Source organism: Hyphomonas sp. GM-8P, assembly GCF_003263315.1.
GTDB lineage: Bacteria > Pseudomonadota > Alphaproteobacteria > Caulobacterales > Hyphomonadaceae > Hyphomonas.
Window position 1 is genome coordinate 24396 of sequence record NZ_AWFE01000064.1, and the last position, 12437, is coordinate 36832.

Consider the following 12437-nt stretch of genomic DNA (forward strand, 5'->3'; position numbering starts at 1 on the left):
GGCGCGCGCGTCAGGCGGCCTTGTCGAGGTCCGGCTCCGCGGGATCGAGGTCGTCATCATCCTCGTCAGACTTGGCTTCGCCAATCGCGAAGCGTTCGGTTTCGTAGCTGATCCAGGCGCTGACCTTTTCTTCAGGCACGCCAAGCGCGTTCAGCATGTCGATCACCATTTCGATGCCGCGCGGTTCGCCCATCGCGAAATGGGTGCGGATGCCGAGATTCGAAAACCGCTCCATGTCCTCGCCATTGTCGACGGTGACAAAACGTTTGAGATCCGGGAATCGCCGCTTCACGACCGGTGTCACTTCAAGCGAGACTTCGTAGCGCGGAATGCCGAGCACCATGGCACGGGCCTGGTTGCCGCCGATCGCCTCGATCAGCTTGTGGTTCGACGCGTCGCCGAATGAGACGCGGTATCCGTCCGCAACAGCAGACAGAAGCCGGTCCGGGTCGAACTCCGTCGCAAGATAGGGGATGCCGTGATCTTCCAGCGCGTCGACGGCGAGGCGGCCGGTCTGCGTCATGCCAACGATGATGACCGGGCGGTCGAGCAGCGGAGTGCTGGCCGGCGCCGCCTCCGTTCGGGACTGGGTCCGGCGCACGATCTCGCGGGAGAGGCGCGCGCCGAGGTCCGCCCAGACCGGCGCGATGGCCAGCGACAGCGCAACGGCGGCGACCACGCTGCTCATCAGCGGGCCGGGCATGCCGGTGACGATGGCGCCGAGCGACAGCACGACGAGCGTAAATTCCGACCCTTGCGCCAGCAGGAAGGCCATCTGCGTTGCGCCCGGCACGCTCCAGCCATTGAGACGCGCGGCGGCAAAGCCCAGCGCGGTCTTGAAGCCGATCAGGCCGCCGGCGGCCAGCAGGACCAGCGGCAGGTTGCGGAGGAGGGCAGGCACGTCGATGGACAGGCCCACGCTGATGAAGAAGAAGGAGAGGAGCAGGCTGCGGAAAGGGGCCATCTCGGTCTGCACTTCGTGGCGGTAGGGCGTGCCGGACACGGCGAGGCCGGCCAGGAAGGCGCCAAGCGTCAGCGACAGGCCGCTCATGGCCGTTGCGCAGGCGGCGGCCAGCACGAACAGCAGGGTAAAGGCCGTGAAGGCTTCCTCGTTGCGGATCGCCACCAGCGTGCGGAAGATCGGATTGATCAGGAACTTGCCGGCCAGCACCGCGGCATAGAAGGCGAGCCCCGCCTGCACCAGCGAGAGGGCCAAGGAGCCAATCAGCGGCAGGTCGGCCCCGGCAAGGAGGTGGGTGGAGATGACGCCCGCAAGGCCGGAGGCGCCGGTTTCCGCGCCGCCCAGCGATGTGGCGTAGATCATCAGGAAGATCGCCACCATGTCCTGGAAGATCAGGACATGCGTGGCGGCGCGCCCGATGGGGCAGGAATTCTGTTCCCGCTCTGTCAGGATACGGGCAACAACGGCCGTGGAGGACAGGCCAAGGCTGAGCCCGACGGCCAGCGCAATTGGCCAGGCGATCCCGATCATCCAGAGCGCGCCGGCGCTCATCAGGCCGGTCAGCATCAGGTGTGCCGGGGCAAGGCCCAGCAGGTCCCGCCGGCTTTCCTTCAGCTCGCGCATGGAGACATGCATGCCGATGTCGAACAGCAGGAACACAACGCCGAGTTCAGCAAGCAGGTGCGTGGCCGAACTTTCGTGAATCAGGTCCAGACCGTATTGCCCGATCAGTATGCCAACAATGAGGTAGCCAACGATGGGGCTCAGCCGCGCGGCTTTCGTCACCAGTGCGGATGCCGCGCCGAAACCCAGCAGCGTGATCGCCGGGACGAGCGCATCCACAGCTTGCACAGGGGTGAACTCGGCTGCCACGCAATCGTCTCCTTCTGGCCAATCTGGTTTTGGGGTACCCCCGTTATGCTACAGATAGGAAGGGAATGGGGTAAAACAAAGGCCGCCAGTTCCGGCGGGAACCAGCGGCCTTCACCTTGCTGCGCGTGGAGGAGGGCATGATCCCCGCGCAGTTGGAGGAATTCGAAGCCTTAGAGGGACTTCGCCAGTGTCAGGACAACGCGCTCGTCAGAGATGCCGACACCGTCCACATCCGTATCCCAGTAACGCACGTCGACATCGATGCCGATCGGCAGGGAGTAGGTGCCGCCGAGCGACCAGTTGGTGTAGTCGCCGCCAGCATCGAAGCTGTAGTTGCCGACCGTTGCATCCATCGAGAAGTTGTCGGTGAAGGAGTAACCGGCAGACCCTTCGACATAGATGTTCTCATTGTCCGGATCCCAGTACACGGCGCCGCCGACGGATACGCCGCCGGTGAATGTGTAGCCGAGCGCACCCTGCAGTTCGACGAAGTCGTAGTCTGCTTCTTCCGTGTCCGGATAGGCGTAGTAGATGAAGCCGACGTCCCAGCTGATCCCGCTTTCAGTCTCCCCCGCGAGACCTCCATACAGGTCCAGTTCCAGGTTGGCGTCTTCCGGCTCGTCGCCGAAATCAACGTTCGACGCCCAAGTGCCGGCGTAGAACATGCCATTGGAGTAATCGAAGCCGCCCTGGATGGCGAAATCTTCGTTGGACTGCGAAACCCCGCGCCAGACATAGTCAGTCGTCAGCGCGACATTGCCCGACCATTCGCCTTCCGCATAGGCGCCGCCGGCTGCGGCGGCGAGTGCTGCGAGGGCGACCCCCGCCCGTGTAAACTTGGATACCATTTTGAACTTCCCCGTTCTTGATAAGCGCGCTTCGTTGAGCGCCGGGGTCAGATTGCCGCGCCTTTGTGCAGCGGCGGACTGAAAAAGAAGTTATCCGGGTACCGAGTTAAGGATCGCCGCTGAATTGAGCAGACTTGAGGCAGTGCTGCCTCGAATTTGGGCGTCACGAATGGGTTAGCGAGCCGCCAAAGGTGCGTAACCGAGATGCATTCCGGCATCCACAAGCAGCGTTTCGCCGGTTACATGCCGACTCGCATCCGTGCAGAAGAAAACGGCCGAATCTGCAATATCATCGGGGCCACTGGCCACATTGAGCGGGACTGACGCGGCGACACCCGCCTCCATTTTCCGGTACTGTTCCTCACCCATCTGATCCTTGAACCAGCGCGTGCCGATGAATCCCGGACAGATTGCGTTAACCCTGATCGCCGGGGCGAGTGCCCGGGCCAAAGACAGCGTCATCGTGTTGAAAGCGCCTTTGGAGGCAGCATAGGCGACCGAAGAGCCGACCCCGGTGACGCCTGCAATGGAGGACACGTTCAGCACTGCGGCCGCCCGGCCCGTTTCCTCATGGCATTTCACCAGAAGCGACTTGCAGGCCTGCATCATCAGGAAGGGGCCTGCGACGTTGACGGCGTAGATGTCCAGAAAATCCTGCCGGGAGAGGGCGTCAAGGTCCGCATGATCGCGGGCGTGACGGGTGATTCCCGCATTATTGACCAGAATATCCAGCCGGCCCCAGGTGCTGGCGGCATCCGCAAGGGCCTTGCAGCCTTCTTCGGTGGAGACATCCGCCTGCACCAGCCGGGCCTGCGCGCCGGCAGCCTGGCAATCGGAAACAGTCTGTTCGGCATCGGTGACGGACTTGGTGCAGTTGATGATCACATCGGCACCGCGCTCGGCCAGCCGCAGGGCAATCGAACGTCCAAGCCCGGTGGCCGACCCTGTGACGATCGCCTTGCGCCCTGCGAGATCCTTGCTGTCTGCCATGTCCGGCCTCCCTGCCTGTTTTTGTGTGTCTTCTGCTGTGACTGCGCTTGTGGCGGCAGATTTTCGCTCCGTCAACGAAAGCTAAATGGCTGTTGGGTAAACAGGCGTGTACTTATGGAGGCTCAGGACATGATCCTGTTCCAGAATCTGGCTGTGGCGACAGTCATGGTCGCTATCACGTTCTCGATCCACTTTGCCGGGCTGGTCGGCCTGACAGCCCTGTTGCGCCAGCGGGGGCGGGAATTCCGGCGCCGGACGTCGAAAATGGGCGAAACCCTGGGCCAGGGGATTGGTATCCTGATCGTCGTGTTCAGCCTGTTTGCGCTGCATTCGTTGCAGATCTGGCTCTATGCCTTCGCCTATCTTTTCCTGGGTGAACTGCACCAGATCGAAACGGCGGTCTATTTCTCCACCTCGACCTTCACCACCGTCGGCTTTGGCGACGTGATCCTGTCGCACAAATGGCGGATGCTGGGCGTGGCGGAATCCATGAACGGCTTCCTGCTGATCAGCTGGTCGACCGCCTTCCTTGTCTCCCTGACAGCCCGCGTGCGGGCATTCGAAGCCAAGATCGAGGGTCTGGACGACTAGGTGTTCGCTGGCAGTTTCATAAGCTTCGCTGCGCCGACCGCCAGGCCCACCAGGACAATCCCGCCAACCAGCAGCGTCCACGGGTGGGCGCCGAACGTCTCGAAATACTGCGTATAAGCGTGGATCGCGAGGAAAACGGTCGATGTCACCGACAGGAAACCGCCATTCCGGCTGCGCGCCATGATCGCGACCAGCAGGACGGGCCAACCGATGGAAAACACGGCTTCAGGCACATGTGTGGTGGCCGCGCGCCAGGTTTCCCAGTCGGTCTCATCGGAATAGCGGTAGGCCGGGCCGAGGTCGTCGCCCCAGAGCGAACCGACCCAGAAGGCGAAATTGACAAGGAAGAAGGCTGTGCGGGCAGCGACGCTGGCCAGATTCTTCCAGGTTTCGGCGATCCGGCTGCGCAGCGCGTAAAGACCAGCCGTCAACGCGCCGAACACGGCGATTGTCATGATCGGCTCTTCGACGAACAGGCCGTAACAGGCATGCCAGTAGCCGGTACCGGTGCCGAAGACGGCGCCGAAGGCCAGGACGGACAGGACCATAAGGAACGCCGAGCGGAACCAGACGGCCCCGGCGCCCAGCAACAAGGTGATGAGCAGGGCCGGCATTGTTGTGTCGGGGGCGTCTTCATATTGCCAGCCGATCCAGCCGGCGAGGCCCAGAACCCCCATCAGCGCCAGACCCGCTGATAGCACCTTCAGAGACGCGCCGGGCGCGAACCGGCGAGTGATTTCGGCTGCGGCAACGGCCACGATGGCGAGCAGCAGACCTGTCGTAGCGTCAGGCACAAGGGCAATTGTCCCCGCCGCCACGGCCAGCGCGCCCATGATCAGGGACAGGTTCACGAACAGGCCGAACCGGGAATCCGGCAAGGCGTGCGCCGCAATCAGCTGGGCCATTTCGGCATCAATCAGGCCCGCGGCCTGTAATTGCTGCGGATCAATCCGGATCGTAGCCATGGCAGCCTCCTTTTCAATAGTGAGCGTTCACTAACATAAATCGCTGCAATTCTCAAGGCCTTTTGTCGCTCCGTCATGTGTGGACAAGTTCCGGTGTGCGGCGTAACTGCGGCAAGCTGTAAGTTTCAACAGGCCTGCCGGGGTAGAGATGTTCAAGAAGATCCTGATTGCAAACCGGGGCGAAATCGCCGTCCGTGTCATCAAGACTTGCCGCCGTTTGGGCGTGCAGACGGTGGTCGTCTATTCAGACGCCGATGCTGGCTCCATGGCGGTCGAAATGGCGGACGAAGCCGTTCATATCGGACCGTCCCCGGCTGCGGAATCCTACCTGGTTGCCGACAAGATCATCGAGGCCGTGAAGGCCACCGGCGCTGAAGCGATCCATCCGGGCTTCGGCTTCCTGTCCGAGAACCCCGGCTTTGCTAAGCGCCTCGAAGAAGAGGGGATCGGCTGGATCGGCCCGAACGCCTTCGCCATCGATGCGATGGGCGACAAGATCAGCTCCAAGAAACTCGCTGCCGAAGCCGGCGTGAGCACGGTGCCGGGCCATATGGGCCTGATCGAGGACACGAAAGAGGCCGTGAAGATCTCCAAGGACATCGGCTATCCGGTCATGATCAAGGCCTCGGCCGGCGGCGGCGGCAAGGGCATCCGCGTCGCCTATAATGACAAGGAAGTCGAAGAGGGCTTCCCGGCCGTGAAGGCGGAGGCGAAATCCTCCTTTGGCGACGACCGCGTCTTCATCGAGAAATTCATCCTCGAGCCGCGCCACATCGAGATCCAGGTGCTGGGCGACAAGCACGGCAACTGCATCTACCTGAATGAGCGCGAGTGCTCGATCCAGCGCCGGAACCAGAAGGTTATCGAGGAAGCGCCGTCGCCGCTGCTTGATCCGGAAACCCGCAAGAAGATGGGCGAACAGGCTGTCGCCCTTGCCAAGGCTGTGAACTATGACAGCGCCGGCACCGTTGAGTTCGTTGCGTCCGGCAAGGACAAGGGCTTCTACTTCCTTGAAATGAACACCCGCCTGCAGGTGGAGCACCCGGTCACCGAAATGATCACCGGCGTCGACCTCGTGGAGCAGATGCTCCGCGTCGCTTATGGCGAAAAGCTCAAGCTCAAGCAGTCGGATATCGGCATCAATGGCTGGGCAGTCGAAAGCCGTGTGTATGCAGAAGATCCGTATCGCAACTTCCTGCCGTCTATCGGCCGCCTGAAGCGCTTCCACCCGCCGGGTGAGGGTAAGCTGGGCGAAGGCGAAGTGCGCATGGACAGCGGCGTCCGCGAAGGCGACGAGATTTCCATGTTCTACGACCCGATGATCGCCAAGCTGATCACCTGGGGCAAGGACCGCGACACGGCCCTCGATGTCCATGGGGAAGCACTGGACCGGTTCCACATCGAAGGCATTCAGGACAACATCCCGTTCATCGCCGCCGTGATGGACGAGAAGCGATTCCGCTCTGGCAACATCACCACGGCCTATATCAAGGACGAGTTCCCGGACGGCTTTGACGGTGTGCCGCCGACGAAGGCGCAGGAAACCCAGCTGGTCTGTGCTGCTGCCTATGTACACGGCTTCCTGTCCCGCCGCGCGGCGCTGACGTCCGGCCGCATGGCGCCGGTGCCGGAAGCGCGCCGCGAGTGGATCGTCATTCTTGGCGACAAGCAATATCCCGTCACGCTGGATCTCGGCGGTGACGGCGATGCAGAAATCTCCATCAATGGCGGCAAGCCGCACGCGCTGGTTACCGACTGGGTGCCCGGCCAGCACCTCGTCGAAGGCACGCTGGACGGCAAGGCATTCGCCGTGAAGTTTGCGGACCGGACCGAAGGCTATGTCTTCCGTCATCGCGGTGTGTCTCTGCGTGCGCTGGTCTGCACGCCGCAGATCGCCGAGCTCCATGCCCGCCTGCCTGAGAAACCGAAGCCTGACACGTCGAAGTTGATTATTTCGCCAATGCCCGGCCTGGTTGTGTCCATCGATGTGGAGCTCGATCAGGAAGTGCAGGAAGGCGAAGCTGTCTGCGTTGTCGAAGCCATGAAAATGCAGAATATTATCAGGGCTGAAGCAACCGGAACGGTCAAAGCGATCAACGTGGCGGCGGGTGACAGCGTCGCGGCCGACGAAATTATGGTCGAGTTCTCCTAAATCGGGGGCGAATTAACCTCCCAATAATCAAATTGCCGCGCTATCCTGCCGCAGGGATGTCCGGGCTGGCCTAGATTGCCGCCCGGCAAGTCCTGCGGGGGGAGGGCAGATTTCCCCCTGTATCGAAAGATCATATCGGGGACCGGCAATGGAACTTCTTTTCAGTCCGAATGGACGCATCGACCAGCCCACCTATTGGCGGGCTGTCCTGATCCTGTTCGGCATCAGCGCGGTGCTGACGGTCGTTTCGGCCTATGTGTCGCCGTTCCTGGGCTTTGCGAGCATCATCTTCATCTGGCCGTGGATCGCCGTACACGTGAAACGCTTCCACGATGCCGGCAAGACCGGCTGGCTGACACTGGCCATGATCGTGCTCGGCATCGTCGTTTCCGCCGTCGCCAGTTTTATCCTGCCGGGCCTGTTCGGCGTGGATGTCGCCTCCATGCAGCGCGAAATGGAAGAGAACATGGAGGATTATCTCTCCTCCAATGATCCGGGTGCGGCGATGGCTTACGTCATGCAGGAATCCAAGCGGATGTCCCAGGCGCAGCTGCTGCCATCGATCCTGTCCACCGGCATTGTAACGGGTGTGGTCGGTTTTGTGATGAGCCTGTTCAAGACCGACCCGAACGACAACCAGTACGGCCCGGGTCCGGGCGGTGCAGCCACCAGTTTCAGTTAGTCAGTAGAGTTCTGCCGGCCCTTGGCGGGCGGCACCGAGTCAGAATGATCAACCGTACGGGTGCTTCAGAGGGGGGCCCGGCAACACAAGGAGACCTGAAATGGTCAGCTTTCCCGACGCAGTAAAAATGTTCTTTGCACGTTATGTCGACTTCCAGGGACGCTCGATGCGTTCGGAATACTGGTGGGTCTACCTGTTCAACCTCATCATCGGCATCGTCTGGGCGGTCCTGTTCTTCGGTCTGGGCGGCATCAATATGCGCACCGAGGAAGTCTCGCCGATCGGCTTCATCCTGATCGCGCTGATCGCCATCTATGGTCTCGCCATTGTCATTCCCAGCATCGCACTCTTTGTGCGTCGCCTGCACGACATCAACCAGACTGGCTGGATCTATCTCGGCCTTGTCGTTGCCAGCGTGATCCCGGTGGTTGGCTTTATCGCTTCCATCGCCATGATCGTCATCGCCTGTATCCCGGGCACCAAGGGCCCGAACAAGTATGGTCCGGATCCGGCGAACCCGACCGCTGGCGCTGCTGACACGTTCGTCTGATCGCGGCTTTCGCTTCGATCCCGGCCGCGGCCGGACGTAACCTTCCGAGCCGGGCCCTTTCGTGGTCCGGCTCTTTATTGTGCGGGTTTCTCTTGCGTAAATTTATCGTTTATTGATAAGAACGCGCCAGACGACCCGACCTGACGACAGGAGAATTACAAGTTATGGACATTTCCCATGTCCTGCTGAACCCGAGAGGCCGGATCGGCTCGCGCGACTTCCTGCGTGGCCTGATCCTGCTGACGGGTGCCGGAACGGTCATCCAGGTCCTGACAGTCGTTGCCTCTATCGGTGTGGCGATCCTGCAATATCCGATGTTGTGGGCCTATTTCTGCGTATTCGGAAAACGGCTGCACGATGCCGGACAGACGGCCTGGTTCAACCTGCTGTTCCTGTTCGGGTTCGTCGTGGCGTCATCCATCCTGAACGCGGTGCTGCTGCCGGTCCTGTCACCCGGCATGATGCCACTGATGACCCAGATCCAGGAGATTGGGCTGAAGGACGGTTTCAGCGGCATGTTGCAGGCCCAGCAGGAGCATGCCCTGCAGATCGCCCGCGGCACCGCCCTGACAACGCTCGCCAGTTTTCTGCTTACCAGCGCCGGCCTCGCCCTGGTCGGTGCCCGCCTGCCATCCGATCCGGATACCAACGCGCACGGACCGGCAACCGGCCGCTCTGACGCCCCCTGACTCCCCGCGCAAGGACCTGCCCACGCATGAAACCCTACTATCCCGACGCGATTGATCCGCACCGTCCCTGGATCAAGGATGCCCGTGACAACCCCCATGACATGAATTGGGGACAGGTCCTGTTCAATCCGCTCGGCTCCAGCCCGAAGCTGCATTTCACGCGCGCGTGGACCTTGATGTTTATGGGACGGCTCCTGTTGTTCATCGTGCCGGTGTTCGCCGTTTTTGTTGCGTCGCTCGCCGGGGCGAATTTGAGTGGTCTCTGGAAGCCGGTCGAAGCCCTGGTTCTTCCGATCCCGGAACTGCTGCTGCCGTTCTTTGTGTTCACGCTAGTGACGGAGCTGACCTCCTGGGTCGCGCATGTGCGCCGTTTCAACGAGGCACATAAATCCCCGATCTGGGCGATGATCGTCCTGCTGCCCCTGATGCTCGGTCTGGTAGGCTTTTATCTGGGGGCTCAGGGCGGCATCAAGAAGTACGAGGAAATGCATGCACCGAAGCCTGCCGTGACGGCTGAAGCCCCTGCCGGGGAAAGCGCCGCGGCTGCGAATACCGAGGCGAAGCCACAACAGCAGCAACAGCGCCGCCGGCCTGGTCCGCCGCCAAGCGAGCGGGACATGGCGGCCAGCAGCGGGTTCGGCTTTGCCACGATGCTCTGGGTGCCTACCTCTTTCCTTGTGATGTTGTGGTCGTTGCTCTATGTCGCCCGCATTCCGAATGGAGGCGTCGGCCGGTTCCGGACCGGCAGCGACATCGCACAGGGTGAGGAAGAGCTACCGCCGGCTTACGCGGCGGGCTGAAGCGGGCAGGGCACCGGCACGAGCTGGCTGCCGAACACCGTCTCGAACGCGTCGCGCAGGGCGATGTCGGCGTCCGCCATCGCGGCCGGGATGCCGAGGTCGGCGAGACTCGTCACGCCATAGCGCGGATCGGCGATGCCGCAGGGCGTGATGCCGGTGAAGTGCTCAAGGTCCGGTTCCACATTCAGGCTGATGCCGTGGAAGCTGACCCAGCGCTTCAGCCGGATGCCGATGGCGGCGATCTTGTCCTCGCGCGGCGGACCGCCAGCCTGCGTCCGGTCGACCCAGACACCGATACGGCCGTCGCGGGGGCCGGCTTCGATGTTGAAACTCTGCAGCGCCGTGATGATCCACTTTTCCAGGTTCTGGACGAAGGCGCGCACATCCTTGCCACGTTTGCCGACATCCAGCATCACATAGGCCACCCGCTGGCCGGGGCCGTGATAGGTGTATTGCCCGCCGCGTCCGGCATCGAAAACCGGGAAGCGGGACGGATCCCGAAGGTCGTCCAGCTTCGCTGAAGTGCCCGCCGTATAAAGCGGCGGATGCTCCAGGAACCAGACAAGTTCCGGCGCACTGTCATCATGAATTGCCCGCGCCCGCGCCTCCATGAAGGCCAGTGCATCTTCGTACGGAACCGGCCGATCAGACACGGCCCATTGGACAGGAGGAAAATTGTGCATCACGCCCCGCATATAGGGTGTATTCGGGGCTTCACAAAGCGGCAGGTGGGCCTTATACGGCGCCTTCGCCTCGAATGAGACAAGTGCGGTCGTGGCGGAATTGGTAGACGCGCAGCGTTGAGGTCGCTGTGGGGCAACCCGTGGAGGTTCGAGTCCTCTCGACCGCACCATTCATTCGCGATTGGCGCTCCGCGCCAAAAAATCGATCGAGGATCGGTTTTCGCGAATGAATGAATCCATTGATGTTTCCCGCTTCACTGCGTTCCGCGATGAAACAGGCTCAAGGCTGCTCGATCACCCAATTCGATCCGGTGGACCAATTTGAGTGATCGAATGAATCTTCGCGGTATGCTTGCTCACTCCACTGAAGCCACCTTGAACTGCCCGAGCGCTTCCTCGGCAGGCGCGAATCCCGGCTTGAGGGCAGCACTGGTGTAGAAGTCCCGATAGGCTTCTTCGGTCTCTTCCAGCGCCCAGTAGGCCAGCGCGCGGTTGTAGTAGGCGATGTGCTGGTTTTCCGGCGATACGGCATCGATGTCCGACAGTGCAGCAACCGCTTCTTCCGGCCGTCCGAGCCGGATCAGCGTGGCCGCCAGGCTGACCGACACGTCGCCGCGCTTCGGGCCGAGGTCGGAGGCTTCCTTCAGGCGGGTGAGTGCGGGCTCGAAGTCGCCGAGACGCAGGCTGACGATCCCGGAATTGGCGAGCGTGGCTGTCTTGTCCGCAAGCGTCAGGGAATCGTCCTTGAGGGCGTCCTCACAGATCCGTTTCAGTTCCGGAGAGGCTGCGCCGGGGATCGCCACGCCATCGGCGCAGGCTTCGGCGGGAGCAGGTCCATTGTAATAGATGTCCGGGGCGGCAAAAGCGGGGTCGGCGGCAAAGCCGAGAGCGAGCAGGCCGGCGGTGATGTTTCGGGAGGAGAACATGGGATGTGCCTTTCAGCGGCTATTTTAGTGTATATGCACGATACCAGCTGAGCCGGAGCGTGCGGGGAAAGATCCCGTCCGGCCGAGGAAAGCCGGACGGGGTGAGAGTGAGGCCGGCATACGGAGGTGTCTGAAAGGGTGATGCCGAACCTGTAAGTAGTGTATATGCACTATATTGAGTTTTCCAGATATGGCCTCTAAAGCGTGACCATAGTAAAACTAGGCGTGATTGGACTTCTTTTTAAAAGACTGCATATACACGGCATGATGCCCGGGAAGATCGACTCAGATGAACTCCTGTCCGAAGTGACGGGGACGTGCGTGGCGGGCCGCGTGCTACGCGCAGCACGCCTGATCACCCGTCATTATGACGATGCGCTGCGCCCGACCGGGTTGACCATCACCCAGTTTGGCCTGCTGCATGTGATCGGCCGGTACGAGCCGGACTCGATTTCGCGCGTGGCCGAATTGATGAATCTGGACCGGACGTCCCTGTCCCGGAACCTGAAGCCGCTGGAAAAGGCGGGCTACGTCCACCGCGGCAATGAAGGGACGGGCCGCAAGCGCCGCGTCCTGCTTACCACGCTCGGCCTCAAGAAACTGGAAGAAGCGCGGCCCTACTGGAAAGCCGCTCAGGCAAAGATGGAGGCTGTGCTGGGCGACACCCATCTCGGTAATCTGACAGAGGCCTTGCGGGAAGTCCGCCCGGACGTGTTGTCGGCCTGAC

Annotated in this window: 13 protein-coding genes and 1 tRNA gene; 8 read left to right on the forward strand and 6 right to left on the reverse strand. The window is 61.7% G+C overall.

The annotated features are described in order from the left end of the window. Nucleotides 1-10: 10 nt before the first annotated feature. From HY26_RS08060 to HY26_RS08070, 3 genes are all read right to left on the reverse strand, one after another. Nucleotides 11-1834: a cation:proton antiporter gene (locus HY26_RS08060; protein WP_051599784.1), complete on the reverse strand. Its 1824-nt coding sequence runs from the start codon at nt 1832-1834 to the stop codon at nt 11-13. A gap of 170 nt (nt 1835-2004) precedes the next feature. Then, nucleotides 2005-2682: a TorF family putative porin gene (locus HY26_RS08065; RefSeq protein WP_112073338.1), complete on the reverse strand. Its 678-nt coding sequence runs from the start codon at nt 2680-2682 to the stop codon at nt 2005-2007. Nucleotides 2683-2856: 174 nt separating this feature from the next. Continuing rightward, nucleotides 2857-3672 (reverse strand): SDR family NAD(P)-dependent oxidoreductase, encoded by an 816-nt coding sequence (locus tag HY26_RS08070; protein ID WP_112073339.1) that lies wholly within the window; start codon nt 3670-3672, stop codon nt 2857-2859. Between the two features lie 129 nt (nt 3673-3801). Between HY26_RS08070 and HY26_RS08075 the strand changes: the two genes are divergently transcribed. Then, nucleotides 3802-4263: an ion channel gene (locus tag HY26_RS08075; RefSeq protein WP_034764664.1), complete on the forward strand. Its 462-nt coding sequence runs from the start codon at nt 3802-3804 to the stop codon at nt 4261-4263. On the opposite strand, the gene HY26_RS08080 is transcribed toward HY26_RS08075, so the two are convergent. After that, nucleotides 4260-5228, reverse strand: coding sequence for a hypothetical protein (locus HY26_RS08080; RefSeq protein ID WP_112073340.1), 969 nt, complete (start codon nt 5226-5228; stop codon nt 4260-4262). The genes HY26_RS08075 and HY26_RS08080 overlap by 4 nt on opposite strands. 148 nt (nt 5229-5376) lie before the next feature. Between HY26_RS08080 and HY26_RS08085 the strand changes: the two genes are divergently transcribed. The 5 genes from HY26_RS08085 to HY26_RS08105 all read left to right on the forward strand — a co-directional run bounded on the left by HY26_RS08085 (nt 5377) and on the right by HY26_RS08105 (nt 10101). Continuing rightward, nucleotides 5377-7380, forward strand: coding sequence for an acetyl/propionyl/methylcrotonyl-CoA carboxylase subunit alpha (locus tag HY26_RS08085; protein WP_034764666.1), 2004 nt, complete (start codon nt 5377-5379; stop codon nt 7378-7380). Between the two features lie 148 nt (nt 7381-7528). Further along, complete coding sequence (locus HY26_RS08090) at nt 7529-8062, forward strand: DUF805 domain-containing protein (RefSeq protein WP_034764670.1); 534 nt, start codon at nt 7529-7531, stop codon at nt 8060-8062. A gap of 100 nt (nt 8063-8162) precedes the next feature. Beyond that, nucleotides 8163-8612, forward strand: a complete 450-nt coding sequence (locus HY26_RS08095) for a DUF805 domain-containing protein (protein WP_034764672.1) — start codon at nt 8163-8165, stop codon at nt 8610-8612. A gap of 164 nt (nt 8613-8776) precedes the next feature. Beyond that, the gene (locus HY26_RS08100; protein WP_112073341.1) at nt 8777-9301 is read left to right on the forward strand and encodes a DUF805 domain-containing protein; all 525 of its coding nucleotides are present in this window, start codon (nt 8777-8779) and stop codon (nt 9299-9301) included. 26 nt (nt 9302-9327) lie between these two features. Next, complete coding sequence (locus HY26_RS08105) at nt 9328-10101, forward strand: hypothetical protein (RefSeq protein WP_112073342.1); 774 nt, start codon at nt 9328-9330, stop codon at nt 10099-10101. Here the strand turns inward: HY26_RS08105 and lipB are convergent. Next, nucleotides 10086-10784, reverse strand: a complete 699-nt coding sequence (gene lipB, locus HY26_RS08110; protein WP_112073357.1) for a lipoyl(octanoyl) transferase LipB — start codon at nt 10782-10784, stop codon at nt 10086-10088. The genes HY26_RS08105 and lipB overlap by 16 nt on opposite strands. 85 nt (nt 10785-10869) lie before the next feature. Here lipB and HY26_RS08115 point away from each other — a divergent pair. Continuing rightward, nucleotides 10870-10954 (forward strand) — tRNA-Leu (locus HY26_RS08115). A gap of 186 nt (nt 10955-11140) precedes the next feature. Here the strand turns inward: HY26_RS08115 and HY26_RS08120 are convergent. Beyond that, entirely contained in the window at nt 11141-11710 is a 570-nt protein-coding gene (locus HY26_RS08120) for a tetratricopeptide repeat protein (protein ID WP_112073343.1), read from the reverse strand. A gap of 264 nt (nt 11711-11974) precedes the next feature. On the opposite strand from HY26_RS08120, the gene HY26_RS08125 reads away from it, so the two are divergent. Next, nucleotides 11975-12436 (forward strand): MarR family winged helix-turn-helix transcriptional regulator, encoded by a 462-nt coding sequence (locus HY26_RS08125; RefSeq protein WP_051599787.1) that lies wholly within the window; start codon nt 11975-11977, stop codon nt 12434-12436. Nucleotide 12437 lies beyond the last annotated feature (1 nt).

Coding starts and splice junctions, on each gene's coding strand:
- HY26_RS08065 (WP_112073338.1), bottom strand. CDS start 2,682: ATGGTATCCAAGTTTACACGGGCGGGGGTCGCCCTCGCAGCACTCGCC.
- HY26_RS08070 (WP_112073339.1), bottom strand. CDS start 3,672: ATGGCAGACAGCAAGGATCTCGCAGGGCGCAAGGCGATCGTCACAGGG.
- HY26_RS08075 (WP_034764664.1), top strand. CDS start 3,802: ATGATCCTGTTCCAGAATCTGGCTGTGGCGACAGTCATGGTCGCTATC.
- HY26_RS08080 (WP_112073340.1), bottom strand. CDS start 5,228: ATGGCTACGATCCGGATTGATCCGCAGCAATTACAGGCCGCGGGCCTG.
- HY26_RS08085 (WP_034764666.1), top strand. CDS start 5,377: ATGTTCAAGAAGATCCTGATTGCAAACCGGGGCGAAATCGCCGTCCGT.
- HY26_RS08090 (WP_034764670.1), top strand. CDS start 7,529: ATGGAACTTCTTTTCAGTCCGAATGGACGCATCGACCAGCCCACCTAT.
- HY26_RS08095 (WP_034764672.1), top strand. CDS start 8,163: ATGGTCAGCTTTCCCGACGCAGTAAAAATGTTCTTTGCACGTTATGTC.
- HY26_RS08100 (WP_112073341.1), top strand. CDS start 8,777: ATGGACATTTCCCATGTCCTGCTGAACCCGAGAGGCCGGATCGGCTCG.
- HY26_RS08105 (WP_112073342.1), top strand. CDS start 9,328: ATGAAACCCTACTATCCCGACGCGATTGATCCGCACCGTCCCTGGATC.
- lipB (WP_112073357.1), bottom strand. CDS start 10,784: ATGCACAATTTTCCTCCTGTCCAATGGGCCGTGTCTGATCGGCCGGTT.
- HY26_RS08120 (WP_112073343.1), bottom strand. CDS start 11,710: ATGTTCTCCTCCCGAAACATCACCGCCGGCCTGCTCGCTCTCGGCTTT.
- HY26_RS08125 (WP_051599787.1), top strand. CDS start 11,975: ATGATGCCCGGGAAGATCGACTCAGATGAACTCCTGTCCGAAGTGACG.